Annotated in this window: 18 protein-coding genes, 1 tRNA gene and 1 pseudogene; 10 read left to right on the top strand and 10 right to left on the bottom strand. The window is 63.4% G+C overall.

Annotated elements, in window-relative coordinates; all coding sequences use genetic code 11:
• Positions 1–90 precede the first annotated feature (90 nt).
• The 9 genes from JL811_RS00410 (at position 91) to JL811_RS00450 (ending at position 9,728) form a co-directional block, all read left to right on the top strand.
• Positions 91–2,952 (top strand): monovalent cation/H+ antiporter subunit A, encoded by a 2,862-nt coding sequence (locus JL811_RS00410; RefSeq protein WP_202686253.1) that lies wholly within the window; start codon positions 91–93, stop codon positions 2,950–2,952.
• A 1-nt stretch (position 2,953) separates the two neighbouring features.
• A complete protein-coding gene (locus JL811_RS00415) occupies positions 2,954–3,307 on the top strand; it encodes a Na+/H+ antiporter subunit C (protein ID WP_202686254.1) in 354 nt (117 codons plus the stop codon).
• Positions 3,304–4,815: a monovalent cation/H+ antiporter subunit D gene (locus JL811_RS00420; RefSeq protein WP_202686255.1), complete on the top strand. Its 1,512-nt coding sequence runs from the start codon at positions 3,304–3,306 to the stop codon at positions 4,813–4,815. Before JL811_RS00415 ends, JL811_RS00420 begins: the two co-directional genes overlap by 4 nt.
• A gap of 3 nt (positions 4,816–4,818) precedes the next feature.
• Positions 4,819–5,310 carry a Na+/H+ antiporter subunit E gene (locus tag JL811_RS00425; protein ID WP_202686256.1) on the top strand — a complete coding sequence of 164 codons (492 nt, stop codon included), beginning with the start codon at positions 4,819–4,821 and terminating at the stop codon, positions 5,308–5,310.
• Positions 5,307–5,576 (top strand): K+/H+ antiporter subunit F, encoded by a 270-nt coding sequence (locus tag JL811_RS00430; RefSeq protein ID WP_202686257.1) that lies wholly within the window; start codon positions 5,307–5,309, stop codon positions 5,574–5,576. The genes JL811_RS00425 and JL811_RS00430 overlap by 4 nt, the downstream gene beginning before the upstream one ends.
• An 11-nt stretch (positions 5,577–5,587) precedes the next feature.
• Entirely contained in the window at positions 5,588–5,998 is a 411-nt protein-coding gene (locus JL811_RS00435) for a Na+/H+ antiporter subunit G (RefSeq protein ID WP_202686258.1), read from the top strand.
• Between the two features lie 133 nt (positions 5,999–6,131).
• Complete coding sequence (deoC, locus tag JL811_RS00440; protein ID WP_420496750.1) at positions 6,132–7,136, top strand: deoxyribose-phosphate aldolase; 1,005 nt, start codon at positions 6,132–6,134, stop codon at positions 7,134–7,136.
• Between the two features lie 3 nt (positions 7,137–7,139).
• Positions 7,140–9,473, top strand: coding sequence for an aldehyde dehydrogenase family protein (locus tag JL811_RS00445; RefSeq protein ID WP_202686259.1), 2,334 nt, complete (start codon positions 7,140–7,142; stop codon positions 9,471–9,473).
• A 178-nt stretch (positions 9,474–9,651) separates the two neighbouring features.
• Positions 9,652–9,728, top strand: a tRNA-Ile gene (locus JL811_RS00450).
• A 314-nt stretch (positions 9,729–10,042) separates the two neighbouring features.
• Here JL811_RS00450 and JL811_RS00455 read toward each other — a convergent pair.
• The 6 genes from JL811_RS00455 to JL811_RS00480 form a co-directional block, all read right to left on the bottom strand.
• On the bottom strand, positions 10,043–10,537 hold the full coding sequence (locus JL811_RS00455) for an Lrp/AsnC family transcriptional regulator (protein ID WP_202686260.1): 495 nt from the start codon (positions 10,535–10,537) through the stop codon (positions 10,043–10,045).
• The gene (locus tag JL811_RS00460) at positions 10,534–11,253 is read right to left on the bottom strand and encodes a sulfate/molybdate ABC transporter ATP-binding protein (protein ID WP_202686261.1); all 720 of its coding nucleotides are present in this window, start codon (positions 11,251–11,253) and stop codon (positions 10,534–10,536) included. Before JL811_RS00460 ends, JL811_RS00455 begins: the two co-directional genes overlap by 4 nt.
• Before the next feature lie 11 nt (positions 11,254–11,264).
• Positions 11,265–12,143, bottom strand: a complete 879-nt coding sequence (gene cysW / locus JL811_RS00465) for a sulfate ABC transporter permease subunit CysW (protein ID WP_202686262.1) — start codon at positions 12,141–12,143, stop codon at positions 11,265–11,267.
• 11 nt (positions 12,144–12,154) lie between these two features.
• Complete coding sequence (cysT, locus tag JL811_RS00470) at positions 12,155–13,006, bottom strand: sulfate ABC transporter permease subunit CysT (protein ID WP_202686263.1); 852 nt, start codon at positions 13,004–13,006, stop codon at positions 12,155–12,157.
• A 1-nt stretch (position 13,007) separates the two neighbouring features.
• Positions 13,008–14,147 carry a sulfate ABC transporter substrate-binding protein gene (locus JL811_RS00475; protein ID WP_202686264.1) on the bottom strand — a complete coding sequence of 380 codons (1,140 nt, stop codon included), beginning with the start codon at positions 14,145–14,147 and terminating at the stop codon, positions 13,008–13,010.
• A 155-nt stretch (positions 14,148–14,302) separates the two neighbouring features.
• Positions 14,303–14,767 (bottom strand): RrF2 family transcriptional regulator, encoded by a 465-nt coding sequence (locus JL811_RS00480; RefSeq protein ID WP_202686265.1) that lies wholly within the window; start codon positions 14,765–14,767, stop codon positions 14,303–14,305.
• A 234-nt stretch (positions 14,768–15,001) separates the two neighbouring features.
• Here JL811_RS00480 and JL811_RS00485 point away from each other — a divergent pair.
• A pseudogene (locus JL811_RS00485) lies at positions 15,002–15,561 on the top strand (IS5 family transposase); the annotation flags it as partial.
• 204 nt (positions 15,562–15,765) lie between these two features.
• Here JL811_RS00485 and JL811_RS00490 read toward each other — a convergent pair.
• From JL811_RS00490 to denD, 4 genes are all read right to left on the bottom strand, one after another.
• Positions 15,766–15,993, bottom strand: coding sequence for a hypothetical protein (locus JL811_RS00490; RefSeq protein ID WP_202686266.1), 228 nt, complete (start codon positions 15,991–15,993; stop codon positions 15,766–15,768).
• Positions 15,990–16,379: a hypothetical protein gene (locus tag JL811_RS00495; RefSeq protein WP_202687230.1), complete on the bottom strand. Its 390-nt coding sequence runs from the start codon at positions 16,377–16,379 to the stop codon at positions 15,990–15,992. Before JL811_RS00495 ends, JL811_RS00490 begins: the two co-directional genes overlap by 4 nt.
• A gap of 118 nt (positions 16,380–16,497) precedes the next feature.
• Positions 16,498–17,385 (bottom strand): DMT family transporter, encoded by an 888-nt coding sequence (locus JL811_RS00500; RefSeq protein WP_237684711.1) that lies wholly within the window; start codon positions 17,383–17,385, stop codon positions 16,498–16,500.
• Positions 17,386–17,420: 35 nt separating this feature from the next.
• Positions 17,421–18,389, bottom strand: a complete 969-nt coding sequence (denD, locus tag JL811_RS00505) for a D-erythronate dehydrogenase (RefSeq protein WP_202686268.1) — start codon at positions 18,387–18,389, stop codon at positions 17,421–17,423.

Genomic DNA, 18,389 nt, shown 5'->3' on the forward strand with positions numbered 1-18,389 from the left:
CGACCCTGTCACACAGTTAAGGGGCGAAAGCGGCATCCCTTCATGCCGCATTTTTCATATCTGACGACCCGCGCAAAGAATGGACCGCCCATGTCGCTTGCCCTGATCGCCGCACTTCCCTTTCTCGGCGCCCTGCTTCCCGGTTTGCTGATCCGGTCGGGCCGGACCGCCTGTGCCATGGTGACCGGTTCGGTGACGGCGCTGGCGCTGCTGGGCATCCTGCTGCACGCCCCCGCCGTGCTGCGCGGTGAGGTGATCCAGACCCGGATCGAATGGCTGCCCGCGCTGGGGCTGAATGCGAATTTCTTTCTGGACGGACTGGGCCTGCTGTTTACCGGGCTGATCCTCGGCATCGGTCTGCTGATCATCCTCTATGCGCGGTTCTATCTGTCCTCGAAGGATCCGATGGGGCAGTTCTACAGCTATCTGATGCTGTTTCAGGGTGCGATGGTCGGGATTGTTCTGTCGGACAACATCCTGCTTTTGCTGATTTTCTGGGAACTTACATCGCTTTCCTCCTTCCTTTTGATCGGCTATTGGAAACATCTGCCCGAAGGGCGGCAGGGCGCGCGCATGGCGCTGGCGGTGACCGGTGCCGGCGGGCTGGCGATGATCGGTGGCATGCTGATCCTTGGCAATATCGTCGGCAGCTATGACCTGACTGTGATTCTGACGCAGAAAGAGGCGATTCAGGCCTCGGAATGGTATCTGCCCGCGCTGATCCTGATCCTGCTGGGCTGCTTCACGAAATCCGCGCAGTTCCCGTTCCATTTCTGGCTGCCCCATGCGATGGCCGCGCCGACACCGGTTTCGGCCTATCTGCATTCGGCCACGATGGTGAAGGCGGGGCTGTTCCTGATGGCGCGGATGTGGCCGGTTCTGGCGGGCACGCCGGAATGGTTCTACCTCGTCGCGACGGCAGGGCTGATCACGATGGTTCTCGGCGCTGTGATCGGCGTCTTCAAGGATGACCTGAAGGCGCTGCTGGCCTTTTCTACCGTGTCCCATCTGGGGCTGATCACGATGCTTCTGGGCTTCGGGACCAAGGCCGCCGCGACGGTTGCGGTGTTCCACATCCTGAACCATGCGACTTTCAAGGCGGCGCTGTTCATGTCGGCGGGGATTGTCGACCATGAGGCCCATACCCGCGACATCAAGCGGCTGGGGGGCTTGCGCAAGCTGATGCCGGTCACCTTTGCGATTGTCTGCATCGCGGCGCTTTCGATGGCGGGCATCCCGCCGCTCAACGGTTTCCTGTCGAAGGAATTGATGCTGACCGAGGCGGTTGAGACGCCCTGGGCCGGCAATGCCTGGATCCTGCCCGCGCTTGCGACCATCGGTGCGCTTTTCTCGGTCGCCTATTCCTTCCGGCTGATCGCGCATGTCTTTCTGGGCCCGGTGCGGGATGATTACCCGCACAAGCCCCATGACCCCGGTTTCGGCATGTGGGCGGCGCCCGCCTTTCTTGCGCTGCTGGTCGTTCTGATCGGCCTGATGCCGATGACCTTTGCCGGGGATCTGGTGCGCGCCACGGCCAGCGCGGTGATCGGCGAGCCGGCCTATGTGAACATCTATCACTGGCACGGCTTTGTGCCCGCGCTGTTCCTGTCCTTGCTGGCCGTCGGTGGCGGTCTGGTGGTCCTTGGCCTGCATCCACGGCTTGAGGCCGGGTGGAACGCCGTGCCGCGGCCCGAGGCCAAGGCGATTTTCGACGGACTTGTCGAGCCTTTCGCGCGCCTGTCGCGCCGGGTGACGGACTGGCTGCATGACGGGCGCATCGCGGGTTATTTCGCCATTGCGACGGTCGCGATCGTCGCGGCGGGTTACTACGCATGGTCCAGCACGACCGCCGGTGTCGTCACGCGGGACCTGACCCCCATCGCACCGGTCGCGGCGGTGGGCTGGCTGTTGCTGATGGGCTGCACAGGTGCGCTGTTCTTCATCCATCGCAGTCGTCTGGTGACGCTGGTGGTGCTGGGTGTGGTGGGGTTGATGGTCTCGGTCGGCTTTGCCTATCTTTCCGCCCCCGATCTGGCGCTGACCCAGATCAGCGTCGAGGTGGCGACCATTATCCTTTTGCTGCTGGCGCTGAACTTCCTGCCGAAGGCCGATGCCGAGAAGATCACCGCCGGGCGCGGGTTCCGCGATCTGGTCGTCGCCGGGGCGGCGGGGCTTGGCGCGGGCGCGCTGGTCTATGCGCTGATGATGCGCGATTTCTTCTTCCCGACAATCTCGGACTTCCACCTTGCCAATTCCTATATCGGGGGCGGCGGCACCAATGTCGTCAACGTGATTCTCGTGGATTTCCGGGGCTATGACACCTTTGGTGAGATCATCGTGCTGGGGATTGCGGGCCTGTTGATCTATGCGCTGGCCGAGGCGCTGCTGCGGGGCGGCCCGGCGAATGACCGGCTGCTGTCCTGGGTGCCGGACCAGAAACGCGCGGGCGACCGTCATCCGCTGATGCTGGTGATCGCGACGCGGGTAATGCTGCCGGTGGCGCTGCTGGTGGCGGTGTTCATCTTCCTGCGCGGTCACAACATGCCGGGTGGCGGCTTCATCTCGGGTCTTGTCGCGGCGATTGCGCTGGTCATGCAATACATGGCCTCGGGCTATGGCTGGACGGCGGCGCGCCAGCGCGTCGATTACCATGCGATGATCGGCTGGGGCGTCACCATTGCCGCACTTTGCGGTGTCGGGTCCTGGCTTGCCGGGCGGCCTTTCCTGACCTCGGCCTTTGGCTATGTCCATCCGCCGGTGATCGAGAAGTTCGAGATTGCGACGGCTGCGATCTTCGATCTGGGCGTGTTCCTGACCGTGGTCGGCGCGGTGATGCTGGCGCTGGCCTCGCTGTCGCGTTTCGCGGTCCGGGCCGGAGAGACGGTTAACACCGCGCCTTTCGACATCCGCCCCGACCAGTCCCCCGCATCCGTGGCAAAGGAGGGCCACTGACATGGAGCTTCTTGTTGCTTCGGCCATCGGGCTGATGACGGCCTGCGGGATCTACCTGATGCTGCGTCAGCGCAGCTTTCCGGTGATCGTCGGGCTGGCGATGATCACCTATGCGGTCAATGTGTTCCTGTTCGCCTCGGGGCGGCTGACGCTGGGCCTGCCCCCGATTCTGCGGGATGACGCGGCGGGCTATACCGATCCGCTGCCGCAGGCACTGGTGCTGACGGCCATCGTCATCAGCTTCGGGATGACGGCGGTCATCGTGATGATGGCGCTTGGCGCTTTCCTCGATACCGGATCGGACAAGATGGACCTTGATGATGACCGCGCCGAAGACCCGGAGGCCCGCAAGTGAACCACTGGATCATCGCCCCTGTCATTCTTCCTGCCATGCTTGCGCCGTTCATCGTGCTGGCGATGCGGCACGATCTGGGCCTGCAGCGCATCTTCTCGACGCTGGGCACGGCGGCACTGGTCGCCATTTCGGCGGGCCTTCTGGTCATGTCCCATGGCAACCCGCCCGAAACCTATTTCCTTGGCAACTGGGATGCGCCCTTCGGCATCGTTCTGGTGCTGGACAAGCTGGCCGCGACTATGGTGCTGCTGACTGCGGTGCTGGCGCTGATGGTGCAGCTTTACGCCATCGGCAGCGGCTGGGATGCGCGCGGCAAGCATTTCCATGCGCTTTTCCAGTTCCAACTGATGGGCGTCTGCGGCGCCTTCCTGACCGGCGATGCCTTCAACCTGTTCGTCTTCTTCGAGGTGCTGCTGATCGCAAGCTATGGTCTGATGATCCATGGCGGCGGCGGCGCGCGGCTCAAGGCGGGGGTGCAATATGTCGCCTATAACCTGCTGGGATCGACCCTGTTCCTGTTCGCGCTGGCAACGATCTATGCGACGACCGGCACGCTGAACATGGCCGATCTGGCCGTGAAGGCGGGACAGCTTGCGGCCGAGGATGCCGCCTTGCTGCGGGTCGGCGCGGTGCTGCTGTTGCTGGTCTTTGCGGTCAAGGGCGCGCTGGTGCCGCTGCAATTCTGGCTGCCTGCGACCTATGCGCTGGCACCCGGTCCGGTGGCCGCGCTGTTTGCGATCATGACCAAGGTCGGGGCCTATGCCGTCATCCGCTTCTACACGCTGATCTTTCCCGACGGGGCGACCTCGACGGGGATGCTGTATTCCGAACTGCTGATGCCTGCGGCGCTGGTGACGCTGGCGCTGGGGGCGGTGGGTGTGCTGGGGGCCTCGGGCCTTGCGCGGCAGGTGGCCTTTGCGGGCATCGCCTCGATGGGGACGCTGTTTATCGCGGTTGCGGCCTTCACGCCGCAGGGGATCGCGGCGGCGCTTTACTATGCGGTTCATTCCACCATCGCCACGGCATTGCTGTTTCTGGTCGTCGATCTGGTGCGCGCACGGCGCGACAGCGATACGCTGGACAGCACCCTGCCGCGTTTCGGGCAAAGCGGCCTTCTGGCGGCCTTGTTCTTCGGCGGGGCCATTGCCATGGCGGGGATGCCGCCGCTGTCGGGGTTCCTTGGCAAGCTTCTGGTGATGGATGCGACGCGGGGCGACCAGATGGCCCTGATCTGGGGCGTGATCCTTGTGTCCTCGCTGCTGATCGTGGTCGGCTTTGCCCGGGCGGGATCCACCGTGTTCTGGAAATGTCATGCGGTATCCGAACCTGCCGAACCGCAGTCCCGGCCCGATCTGCTTGCCTTTGCGATGGTCTTTGCGATGCTTGCCGCCCTTGTGGGTCTGACGCTGGCCGCCGGGCCGCTGATGGGCTGGTTCGACACGGTAGCGGAAGAGCTTTTCGCCCGCAGCCCCTATATCGACTCGGTTCTGGCCCCAAGGGAGGAGTAAGACATGCTGCGCAGGCTTTACCCCCACCCGTTCCTGACGCTGCTGCTGATCGTCAGCTGGATGCTGCTGGTCAATCAGGCCAAGCTGGGTTCGCTGCTGATGGCGGTCATCCTTGGCACGGTGATCCCGCTCTTGACCGCGCCCTATTGGCCCAACCGTCCGGCCCTGCGCAACATGCCGGCGCTGGCGGGCTATCTGGCGGTGGTGATTTATGACATCGTGAAATCGAACTTCATCGTCGCGCGGATCGTGCTGTTCATGCCCAACAGTCAGCTGCGCCCGGCATGGGTGTCGATTCCGCTGGATCTGCGCACGCCTGAGGCGATCACGGTTCTGGCGGGCACCATCACCATGACGCCCGGCACCGTCACTTCGGACATGTCCGAGGACGGGCGGACGCTGCTTGTTCATTGCCTTCATGCCCCCGATCCCGACGGGGTGCGCGACGAGATCAAGACGCGCTATGAGGCCCGGCTGAAGAGGATCTTCGAATGATCGCCCATGCCATGACCTTTGCCTTTGGCTGTTTCGGCCTTGGCCTCTTGTGCAACCTCTGGCGCCTTTATTCCGGGCCAGGCATCATGGAGCGCGTTCTGGCGCTTGATACCATGGTCATCAACATGATCGCGCTGATCGTGCTTTACGGCATGGCCACCGATACCGGGCTGTATTTTCAGGCAGCATTGCTGTTTGCGATGACGGGCTTTGTGTCGACCGTCGCCTATTGCAAGTTCATCCTGCGCGGCGACATCATCGAGTAAGGGGGCGACAGATGGAATTTGTTGCAGAGATCGTGATTTCGGCCCTGCTGGTCATGGCGGGCCTGTTCGGTCTGGTCGGATCCTTCGGGCTGCTGCGCCTGCCCGACACGATGACACGGCTGCATGCGCCGACCAAGGCCACCACGCTGGGCGTCGGCGGGGTGCTGGTTGCCTCGATGATCTATTTCTGGGTCTTCAACGGTCTGGTCAGCTGGCAAGAGCTGCTGATCACCATGTTCCTGCTGCTGACCGCACCGATCACCGCGAACTTCATCGCGAAATCCTATCTGCATCTTAACCGGGGCACCGAAAAGCTGCCCGCAGCACAGGATTGCCGGGAATGGGCCACCTATGCCGAGGCAGAGCGCGCGGTGGAACCCGTGATGACGGGCGCGCCAGGGCAGGACGGCCCCAACGCCTGAGGCATGCACCGTTGAAGCGGCATGACCTAACCTGACCGATCGGTAAAATTCCGCCGCGTCGCTGCTGCGGCCCGCTTGCGCGGGGACCGGACCCATGACAGCCTTGCATCCGAACAGACGGCCGGAGAAAGCGATGTCTGAGACGGTTTCCATGACGACCGGGGCGCGGGCAATGCAGGTGCTGCCGCAAGCGGGTCATCCGCGCAATCCGGGCATGACGCTGGATCTGGACTGGGTTGCCGCCGTGCAGGCCAATACCTCGGCCATCGAGCGACGCGCCGCGACCCTGCCGGGACGGCGCAGCGTCAAGAAGGACCATCAGGCGGCGTGGCTGTGCAAGGCCATAAGCCTGATAGACCTGACCACGCTTTCCGGCGACGATACGACAGGCCGGGTGCAGCGGCTTTGTGCCAAGGCCCGCGCGCCGGTGCGCGCCGATCTGCTGGACCGGCTGGGCATGACGGGGCTGACCGTCGGCGCGGTCTGTGTCTATCATGAGATGGTTGGACCGGCGGTCCGCGCGTTGGAAGGCTCGGGCATTCCGGTCGCCGCCGTTTCGACCGGGTTTCCGGCGGGCCTGTCGCCTTTCCATCTGCGCATTGCGGAAATCGGCGAAAGCGTCGCGGCGGGCGCGCAGGAGATCGACATCGTGATCTCGCGCCGCCATGTGCTGACCGGCAACTGGCAGGCCCTTTATGATGAAATGGCCGAGATGCGCGCGGCCTGCGGGGCTGCGCATGTGAAGGCAATCCTTGCAACAGGCGAGTTGGGCACATTGCGCAATGTCGCCCGCGCCAGCCTTGTCTGCATGATGGCAGGGGCGGATTTCATCAAGACCTCGACCGGCAAGGAAGGCGTGAACGCGACCCTGCCCGTCAGCCTGACCATGATCCGCGCGATCCGCGATTATGAGGCCCGGACTGGCTTCCGCGTCGGCTACAAACCCGCAGGCGGGATATCGAAGGCCAAGGACGCGCTGGTTTACCTGAGCCTGATGCGGGATGAGTTGGGCCTGCCCTGGTGCCAGCCCGACCTGTTCCGCTTCGGCGCCTCCAGTCTGCTGGGCGATATCGAGCGTCAGCTGGAACATCACGTTTCAGGCAATTACTCGGCGGGCAACCGCCATCCGATGGGGTGATCCATGACCATTCGCGACATTTTCGATGATATGAGCTATGGCCCCGCCCCGGAATCCGCGACTGAGGCGTTTGACTGGATCGCCCGGCATGACGGAAAATTCGGCCATTTCATCAACGGGGCCTTCATCCCGGCGGGGCAGGGGTTCGAGACCCGCGCGCCTGCGACCGGGCAGGTTCTGGCGCAGGTCACCCAAGGCAGTGCCGCCGATATCGAGATGGCCGTTTCGGCGGCGCGCAAGGCACAATCGAAATGGGCCGCCCTGCCGGGGCATCGCCGGGCGCAGATCCTGTATGCGCTGGCCCGGCTGGTGCAGAAACATGCCCGCCTTCTGGCGGTGCTGGAAACGCTGGATTGCGGCAAGCCGATCCGCGAAAGCCGCGATATCGACCTGCCGCTGGTCGCGCGGCATTTCTACTATCACGCGGGGCTGGCGCAGTTGCTGGAGGCCGAACAGCCGCAGATGGGGCCGATGGGGGTTTGCGCGGCGGTGATCCCGTGGAATTTCCCGCTGCTGATGCTGGCGTGGAAAGTGGCCCCCGCCCTTGCGGCAGGCAATACGGTGGTGCTGAAGCCCGCCGAATGGACGCCGCTGACAGCCCTTCTGTTCGCCGAGATCAGCCGCGAGGCGGGCCTGCCCAAGGGCGTTCTGAACATCGTCACCGGTGACGGTGAAACCGGGGCCGCGCTGGTCGCCCATCCCGGGGTGGACAAGGTGGCCTTCACCGGATCAACCGGGGTGGGCCGCAAGATCCGCGCGGCAACCGCCGGAAGCGGCAAGGGACTGACGCTCGAACTGGGGGGGAAATCACCCTATATCGTCTTTGACGATGCAGATCTGGATTCTGCCGTCGAAGGGCTGGTCGATGCGATCTGGTTCAATGGCGGTCAGGTCTGCTGTGCCGGGTCGCGCCTTCTGGTGCAGGAGGGCGTGGCCGAACGGTTTCATGCCCGGCTGAAGGCCCGGATGGACGGGCTGCGCATCGGCGATCCGCTGGACAAATGCATTGATGTCGGGGCCATTATAGACCCCGAGCATCTGGCCCGCATCACCGCCATGGTGGACGCCTGCGACGGGCAGATCCATCGCGCCGCAACCGACCTGCCTGCGGGCTGTTACTATCCGCCGACGCTGATCACCGGGCTTTCCGCCGCCTCCCCCCTGATGCAGGAGGAAGTGTTCGGCCCGGTTCTGGTCTCGATGACCTTCCGCACCCCCGCCGAGGCGGTGGAGCTTGCCAACAACACCCGCTACGGCCTCGCCGCCTCGGTCTGGACCGAGAATGTGAACCTTGCGCTGGACATGGCGCCGAAGATCCGTGCGGGCGTGGTCTGGATCAATGCGACGAACCTGTTCGACGCGGCGGCGGGGTTCGGAGGTGTGCGCGAAAGCGGCTTTGGCCGGGAAGGCGGGTGGGAGGGGCTGATGGCCTGGCTGCGCCCCAAGGTGCAGGGCAAGGCGCTGAAACCCGTTCTTCCCGTCGATGCCCCTGCGGATCCGCAGGTCGAGGGGATCGACCGCACCGCAAAGCTTTATATCGGCGGCAAACAGGCGCGGCCCGATGGCGGCTATTCCCGCGCGGTCTGGTCGCCGAAAGGGCGGCTTCTGGGCCATGTCGGGATCGGAAACCGCAAGGATATCCGCAACGCGGTCGAGGCCGCCCATGCCGCGAAGGGCTGGGCCTCGGCCACGGCGCATCTGCGCGCGCAGGTCATCTATTACATTGCCGAAAACCTGTCGGCCCGGGCCGACGAGTTCGCCGATCGCCTGCGGCAGATGACCGGCAAGGACGGGAAGGCCGAGGTCGAGGCGGCGATTGCACGGCTGTTCACATGGGCCGCGCGCGCCGACAAGGTGGAGGGGCGGGTGAAACCCGTGCCGATCCGGGGTGTCGCGCTTGCGATGAATGAACCGGTCGGCGTCGTGGGCGCGATCTGCCCCGATGAGGCGCCCCTGCTGGGTTTCGTGTCGCTGATGGCGCCGCTGATCGCCATGGGCAATCGCGCGGTTCTGGTGCCGTCCGAGGCCTTTCCGCTGGCCGCGACGGATTTTTATCAGGTGCTGGATACGTCGGACCTGCCGGGCGGGGTGGTGAATATCGTCACCGGCCGCCATGCCGAACTTGCGCCGGTTCTGGCTGGGCATATGGATCTGGATGCGCTGTGGAGTTTTTCCTCCAGCGATCTTTCGGCACGGGTCGAGGCGGGTTCGACCGCCAACCTGAAACGCTGCTGGGTCAATCACGGTCGCGCGACCGACTGGACCCGCGCTGACGGCCCGGACTTCCAACGCGCCGCGACAGAGGTGAAAACCGTCTGGCTGCCCTATGGGGAGTGATTGCGGCAGGGTGAATTTTTGCCGGGCGGATCTTTCATCCTGCCCCCTTTGCGCCGTTGGCCCGGTCTGCGGTCCTGATTCCGTCTGCGCTGCTGAGTCTGTCGCCTGTCCGGCCCCCTTTGCGCCGCGTCTGCCTCTTGACTGAGCCCCCCCGCTCTGGCACCCCATGGCGCAGGCCGGGCCTGTAGCTCAATTGGTCAGAGCAGGGCGCTCATAACGCCTTGGTTGGGGGTTCGAGTCCCTCCGGGCCTACCAAACCCCATCTATTTTTCCTTCTATGGTTCGACATTCAAAGACCGACTTTTCGACAAAAGTTGGTTTTTGAGGATCATGGGCTTGCAGTAAACGCTTTTTGCCGATTCTAGTGTTCCCCGCCTGACGCAAGACGCCCTGCGTCGCCGTCGAACCCATCAGCGATATTCAGGCGTCCCGTAGCATGGAAGGCCCTTTCGCAGGTGCGGCAACGCGATCGGCCCTAAGCCGACGGTCGGTCTAGTCGGATGCCGCACCTTCACCGGCCGAAAGGTGCCGTTCATTCTCTTGCTACATTAACCCCTTAAACGCGCCAATCAGGTTGCAGAAGTGTCGATGGGCAACACAGTTGTCGATTTCATGCGTTCCATCGAGAATTTGGAGGTCACGTTCCGGCAAGGCACGCGCTTCGTCAAGTCGAGGTAAAGGGCATCGTAGGCGGACATGCCGCTTACCACCACTTTCAGCAGATAGTCGACTTCGCCCGCCATGCGGTGAACCTCTTGGATTTCGGGATAGTCCGCGACCACTCCGGCAAAGGAAGCACGCCATTCCGGTGTGTGGTCGGCGGCCTCGATCTCGACAAAGACGCACAGGCCAAGGCCGATGGATACCGGGTCGACGATAGCGACCCGGCCAGTGATCACCCCCGCCGCTTCAAGCTTTTGCACCCGCTTCCAGCAAGGGGTCTGCGACAGGCCGACACGTTCGGCTAGCTGCGTCACAGGAAGGGTCGCATCCTGCATCAACTCATGCAGTATTTTCCGGTCGATCCGGTCGAGTGTCGGTGGCGGTGCGGGAACTCCGGTCATGCCGATATGAACTCCCTGACGAATTCGGTCTTCGGCCTGGCACGGATATCCTCGGGTTTGCCCACCTGTTCGATCCGGCCCATCGACATGACCACCACCAGATCGGCCAGTTCCATGGCCTCCTCCTGATCATGGGTGACGAAAATGCTGGTCAATCCGGTGGTATCATGGATGTCGCGCAAGCCTTGACGCAGTTCGCGTCGCACTTTGGCATCCAGCGCGCCGAAGGGTTCATCCAGCAGCATCATCCGTGGTTCGATTGCCAGCGCACGCGCCAGCGCCACCCGCTGACGCTGGCCGCCCGACAGCTGGCTGGGGTAGCGCGCGCCGATGTCGGGCAGCTTGATCAGCTCCAAAAGCTTGGTCACGCGGCGCGCAATCTCGGCCGTTTGCGGGCGCGACTTGCGGGGGCGGGCACGCAGACCATAGGCGATGTTGTCGAACACCGTCATGTGCCGGAACAGAGCATAGGACTGGAACACGAACCCCGCCCGGCGGTCCTGCACGCTGAGATTGGTGGCATCCGCGCCATCAAACAGCACACGTCCTGCGGTTGGAAACTCGAGGCCCCCGAGGATGCGCAAAAGCGTCGTCTTGCCCGACCCGGACGGCCCCAGCAGAGCAACCAGCGTCCCCGAGGGGATGGACAACGACACGGGATGCAAGGCTGCGGTGGTGCCGAAGTCCTTGGAAATCTCTTCAATCTCGATGTTCATGGCGGTCTCCATCAATGCCGGTAGGTGGCGGCCAACTGGTCGGCGTAGCGCCATTCCAGAGCCGTCTTGAGGGTCAGGGTCACAAAGGCCAGAAGCGCCAGAAGGCCCGCCATCGTGAAAGCCGCGACCGAGAGGTATTCGTTATAGAACATCTCGATCATCAGCGGCATCGTGGTGGTCTGGCCCCGGATCTTGCCCGAGACCACGGCGACCGCGCCGAACTCGCCCATCGCGCGGGCGTTGCAGAGCAGCACTCCATAAAGCAGTGCCCAGCGAATGTTGGGCAGCGTGACGGTCAGGAAGGTGCGCCAGCCGGATGCGCCGAGGGTCAGCGCCGCTTCCTCCTCGGCCCGGCCCTGTTCCAGCATCACCGGGATCAGCTCGCGCGCGACGAAGGGGAAGGTGATGAACAGTGTGGCCAGCACGATGCCGGGCACCGCAAAGACAACCGGAAAGCCATTCGCCACCAGCCACGCCCCGAGCGCTGAGTTCGCACCGAACATCAGCACGAACAGCAGGCCCGCCACGACGGGAGAGACCGAGAACGGCAGGTCAATCAGGGTGATGACCCACGCCTTGCCGCGCCAGTCGAACTTGGTGATGGCCCATGCGGCCGCAATGCCGAAGACGGCGTTCAGCGGCACGGTGATTGCGGCTACCAGCAGCGTCAGCCGGATCGCGGCCTGCGCATCGGGTTCGGACAGGGAGGCCACCGCAAAAGCCCAGCCGCGCCGCAGCGCCTCGTCAAAGACCGCGAACAGGGGCGCAAACAGCAGCACCGTCAGGACAGCAAGGCAGAACGCGATCAGCGCCCACTTCACCATCGTGGGCTCTGTCGTTGCCGGGCGAAAGGCGCGGGGGCGGGAGGAGATGGTCAGGGTATCGGTCATGATGTCCTCCATTACACCGCGCCCATGCGGCGGCGGCTCCAGATCTGGATGAGGTTGATGGCCAAGAGCAGCGCGAAGGAGATCGTCAGCATCGCGATGGCGATTGCGACGGCACCGTCATAGTCGAACTCCTCAAGCCGGATGACGATCAGCAAGGGCGCGATCTCGGTCACGTTGGGCAGGTTGCCCGCGATGAAAATGACCGACCCGTACTCCCCCACCGACCGGGCGAGCGCGAGGGCGAACCCTGTCAGCGCCGCGGGGGCCAGCATCGGCAGAACCACATGGGTCAACGTGCGCAGTCGGCTGGCGCCGAGGGTTGCGCTGGCTTCCTCGGTCTCGCGGTCGATTTCCTCGATCACCGGCTGCACGGTGCGGACCACGAAGGGCAGGCCCACGAAGATCAGCGCGATCCAGATGCCAAGCTCGGTATAGGCAACACGGACGCCGAAGGTGTCCTGGATTACCGACCCGAACACTCCGTTCGGCGCATAGATCGCCGTCAGGGCGATGCCAGCAACGGCCGTGGGCAAGGCGAAAGGCAGATCGACGGCCGCATCGATCAAGCGCTTGCCCGGAAATCGGTAGCGCACCAGCACCCACGCCAGGATCACACCGAAGACAAGGTTGAACAGCGAGGCGATCAACGCGGCGCGAAAGCTCAGTTCCAGCGCCGACCAGACGCGGGGGCGGTTCACAACATCCCAGATCCCGCCCGCACCGAAGCCGACAAACCCGCGCCACAGCAGCACCGTCATGGGGATCAGAACCACCACCGACAGCATGGTCAGCATGATCCCGAATGAAAGCCCCCACCCCGGCATCGGGGTGGGCGACCGCAATGTGAAAGAGCGCACGGTCATCTTACTGCGCCTGATAGATCTGGTCGAAGATGCCGCCGTCGCCGAAATGCTCGGGCTGCACGACCGCCCAGCCGCCGAAATCTGCGATGGTCAGGCGCACCAGATCGGGAAAGCGCGCCACATCCTCTGGATCGGCCGCAGATGTATCCCAGGCGCGGTAGTAATGCCGCAGCGCCATGGCTTGTGCTGGGGGGCTATAGAGCTGTTCCAGATAGGCCGTCGCCAGCGCCCGCGTGGCGTCGTCGGGGATATTGCCCTCGACCAGTGCTACTGGTGGTTCGGCCAGCACCGAGACGGACGGCACCACAATGTCGAACTGGTCCTCGCCCAGTTCTGCCAGCGCAAGATAGGCCTCATTCTCCCAGGCCAGCAGCACATCACCCAGACCCCGCTGCGCGAAGGTGGTGGTCGATCCGCGTGCAGCGGTATCAAGCACCGGGACGTTGCGATAGATCGCGCCGACGAATTCCTGCGGATCAAGGCCGTTGCGTTCCGCGTAGCCCCAGGCGGCGAGGTAGTTCCACCGCGCCCCGCCGCTGGTCTTGGGGTTCGGCGTGATGACCTGCACGCCGTCGCGGATCAGGTCGTCCCAGTCCTGGATGCCCAGCGGGTTGCCCTGCCGCACCAGGAACACGATGGTCGAGGTGTAGGGCGAGGCATTGTGTGGCAGGCGGGATTGCCAATCTTCGGGGATACGCCCTGTTCGCGTTGCGATGGCATCAATGTCGCCGGCCAACGCCAGTGTCACCACTTGCGCGTTGAGGCCGTCGATCACCGCCCGGGCCTGTGCGCCCGATCCGCCATGCGACGTCTGGATTTCCGGGCGCGGTTTGCCTTGCGCCACCCACCAGTCAGCGAACCAGACATTGTACTCGCGATAGAACTCACGCGTCGGGTCATAGCTGACGTTCAAGAGCGTCTGGGCCGAGACTTGTGGCGCAGCTGCTGTCAGCGATGAAAGACCGATCAGTGCGGCAGCGACAAACGCTTTCCATCCCCCTGCCCGCTGCAACACGCGTGCAAGTGGATGACCTGCAACCTGGCTGCCCCCCGCTTCGATCAGGAGACGGCCATCAGGCAGCCGTTTGATCAGCGGACCCTGTGCCTGGACATGGGACGAGATGGCTACGGTGTGGATCATGGCTAGGACCTCCTGTCAGATCGGAGGCACCCCGCCTCCATGTCGATAATCACGACAGAGATGGTCGAGAAAAGCAATGAAATAATCACGTCAAAGTTTGTCGTGAAAAGAGGGGATCCTTCTCCTGCTGATCACTCAGGCAGTGAGTGTGTTCTTCAAATCCCGATTTGACGTGCCGCAGTCGCGGGTTTTCCCGATTCGGGCCGATCCATCAAGTCAGCGAGCGTGAGGGACTCGATCAGAAGCAGGTAGGACCAGAACACCTGGCCGAAGACCTGTCTCAGTCGGCACGCTTCCTCGTCAGGGCAGTCATCGCATTTCTGATAGGCGCGGCGCGACAGGCATGGCAACGGCGCGATGGGCCCGTCGATCAGCCGCATGATTTCGCTGAGGGGAACCTCGCGAGGGTCCTTGATCAGGATGTATCCGCCATGGCGACCACGTGCAGAAGCAATGAAGCCAGCGTTCCGGATCTCCAACAGGATATGTTCGAGGAACCGCTTCGGCGTATCCGACCGCGTGGCGATCTCTTCGATCCGCAACGGTCTACCCTCGCCCGCCCGTTCAGCAGCGAGTTCCATGAGGGCCTTGAGGGCGTACTTCATCTTTTGCGTGATCATGACCTTGAATACGCCCCGATGCGGTGTCACTCAATACAAATCACGTCAAACCCTATCGTGTATCTGATCAATCACTTTGTCCGACGCGAAGAGTTGATCGGAAAGGGTCCGTAAGACCGGCCACCGGCATGGTTGCGAACGGCGGCTCAGCCATATGCTAGGGTCAGGACCCATTGATCTGCTTGAGGCCGCGGCGGCAGCGTGATTCAATCTCCCGAACTGACGGGGGTGATGATGAGCAACCTTTTCTGGCTGACTGACGCGCAGATGGACCGGCTTCGGCCGTTGTTTCCCAAGAGCCACGGCAAGCCGCGCGTGGATGATAGGCGCGTTTTGAGCGGCATAATCTTCATCAATCGCAATGGCTTGCGCTGGTGTGATACCCCAAAGGAATACGGCCCCGCCAAGACCCTTCACAACCGCTGGAAACGATGGGGCGAGAAGGGCATTTTCGCGAGGATGATGCACGGCCTTGCGTCGGAGGCAGCCGTTCCGAAGACTGTGATGATCGACGCGACCTATCTGAAGGCGCACCGCACGGCGAGCAGCCTGCGGTCGAAAAAGGGGGGGCCGAGGACCAGCGGGGGCGCGCGATCGGCCGAACCAAAGGTGGCATGAACACTAAGCTGCATGCCGTCACCGATGCTGATGGGCGCCCGATCCAGTTCTTCATGACCGCGGGTCAGGTCAGTGACTACACCGGTGCTGCAGCCCTGCTGAACAGCTTGCCCTCAGCAAATTGGCTGCTGGCCGATCGCGGCTATGACGCCGACTGGTTCAGAGATCCTGCTCAACGGAGCCGGTCCATCGCTTCTGGGCGTCCGAGGTCGCATGACCCCGCCTCGGACTTGCTCGCTACTTGCGACACCAGGTCAGGTGCCGGAGACCCTGCTTCGAGCTTTCGGGATGCAGGTTGGCCTATGGTCTCACCCCGTGGCAGGCCGTCTTCTGTGTCGTGCGCCACCGTCTGAACCGTCCAAACGACACAGTTCCGCCGATCAGGCGCGGTTTCCGTCGCCCTCCTCGATCAGTTCATGTTGCGGGCCGTAGAACAGTTCATCCGTCATGCGCTGCATGATCGAGAGCTGCTTTGCCGACGGTCTCCACCATGGCTTTTCGGCCTTGGCGGCAATCTCACTGGCAAACTGCTGTTCCCAACGGTTCCGGGCGGCCTTCTGGACCGCATCCCAGAAGATCAGGCATTCATCGGAGCAACGGCCCGTCATGCTGCTTTGCTCCTCTGCACATAGGCGAGGAAGGAAGCGCGATCCTTGGGAGGCATGGCGTTGAAGCTGGCGAGACAATAGGCTTTGCGCTCGTCTGGCGTTGCCCATTCCGCCCAAGATGACGCCTCGTCCACAGCTGACAGAAGGAGAGGCGGGGGAGACCCTGCCATCATCCGAGTGAGGGCAGCGGACATGATCGAGGCGGCGTCCGAGGCGTGCGCATCCCGTATCGCGACCTCAAGGGCAGTTGCCAGTTGAATCCGCGTCAGATATTCTGTCAGGCGAGACGAAGGTTTTTCAGAGGCTTTTTTCTCGTTTTCAGCCCCGGTTGCGCCCGCCAGCGCGCCGGGGTTTTCGTTTTCCTGCCCCTGCGAAAGGTTCGCCAAGCCTGCGTCTTGTTTTTGCGGGTGATTTTCAAGCCCTCCGGGCCTACCAAAACCCCACGCCTGAAAGATCCGACATCAGATGCCGGTCTTTCCCGGCCCGCAGGCTTTGCCGCAGGTTTCAGCGTGTCAGGGCTGCCGTCTCGACGCGGCGGCGTTCCAGCATCAGCGCGCGTTCTCGATGCCAGATATAGATGCCCGATGCGATGATGATCGCGGTGCCAAGGGCCGTGCCCCAGCCCGGCAGGTTGCCGAAGACCAGAAGGCCCGAGGCGGTCGCATAGATCGCCTGCACATAGGTCACCGGCGCCAGCGTCGAGGCCGGCGCATAGCGATGCGCGGTCACGGCCAGCCCATGCCCTACCGCGGCGAAAATCCCGATGAACAGCATCACCAGCCAGTCGGTCACGGTGGCAGGCCAGACCCAGCCGGGCAGGCCGAACGGAATCAGCGCCAGCGTGGCAATGCCCGAGGCCCAAAGCTGGCTGGTCGAATTGGCCTCGACCCCCGCCAGCCGCCGGGTCAGCACAAAATAGCTGGAGGCGCAGATCAGCGCCGAAAGCGACAGCAGCATCGCGGGATGAAAATCTGCACCCCAGGGCGCCACCACGATCAGGACCCCGACAAAACCGACAAGGATCGCCAGCGCCCGTTTCAGCCTGATCTTTTCCCCCAGAAAAGCCACCGACAGGATGGTGATGACGATGGGAGAGGCGAAATAGATCGCAGTGGTGATGGTGATCGGAAGGTATTTCAGCGCCGCGAAATTGAAGGCGGTGCTGGCCAGCAAAAAGAGGGCGCGCAGGAACTGAAGCCCGGGATGAACCGCGCGAAAGGCCGAAAGCCCCTCACGCGGCAGGAACATCACCAGCGAGGCGATGAAATGTCCGGCATAGCGGACAAACACCACCTGCATGATGGGCAGGCCCGAAAGGATCAGCCACTTGGCCGAAGTGTCGATCGAGGTGAACAGCGCCATGGCGATGCACATCAATCCCAGCCCGAACATGGGCCGGTCTTCCCTCGGCTGGTGTGGCTTCATCCTCAGCGGTCTTTCACGATGTCATCCTCAAGGAACCAGCGCACCGAATCCGCAAAGGACTGGTCCTGCTGAAAGCCAAGACGAAGCGCCTTGTCGGCCTTCAGATGCCCGCGCCACCCGGCGATGATCTTCTGGATCACCGGATCGGCGTTCCATGTGATGCGGCCTGCGGGCTCGGGGCCCGCAACCAGCGTCATGGCGGCAATCATCTCGGCCACGGTATCGGTGCGGCCGGGCAGGTTGATGTTGCGGTTCGGCCCGAAAGCCGCGCCGTCGATCTCGGCCGCATGGATGAAATTGGCGACCACCGTGCGCGGTGCTGTGTGAAAGATCGGGTAATCCTTCGAGGAGGGGCAGTTGGAAACCTCCCCCTGCATCGTGTCGCGGAAGATCGAAGACATGAAGGAGGACGCCGCCGCATTGGCCTTGCCCGGACGGATCGACACCGTGGGCAGCCGCAGACCACGCCCGTCCATCCAGCCCCGGCGGCTCATGTCATTGAGCAGCAACTCACCCATGACCTTCTGCGCGCCGTAGGAGGTTTGCGGGTTCAGTTCCACCCCGTCCACGATCACCTCGGGCTCTTCCCCGCCATGGGCGGCGACCGAGGAGGCATAGACCACGACCGGCGCATTGCCCGCGTGGCGGATCGCCTGAAACAGGTTCAGCGTGCCGAACAGATTGACCTGAAGCCCGAGGTCGAAATCAGCCTCGGCCTGACCCGAGACGACGGCGGCCAGATGGAACACCACGTCATAGGCTTCGGCAAAGGCCGCGCTGACCGCCGCGGCATCGCGGATGTCCAGCGCCATGCCCGACACGGGAAGGCTTGCGCCCTCCAGCGTCGGGGCATGCAGGTCGGCCAGCACGATCTCGGTGATTGCCTTGCCGCGAAGCTGGCCCTGTTTGTCAAGCGCGCGGGCCAGTTTCTGCCCGATGAAGCCGCCGCCGCCGGTAATAAGGATACGCAT

Source organism: Szabonella alba (assembly GCF_016765775.1).
Taxonomy (GTDB): domain Bacteria; phylum Pseudomonadota; class Alphaproteobacteria; order Rhodobacterales; family Rhodobacteraceae; genus Szabonella; species Szabonella alba.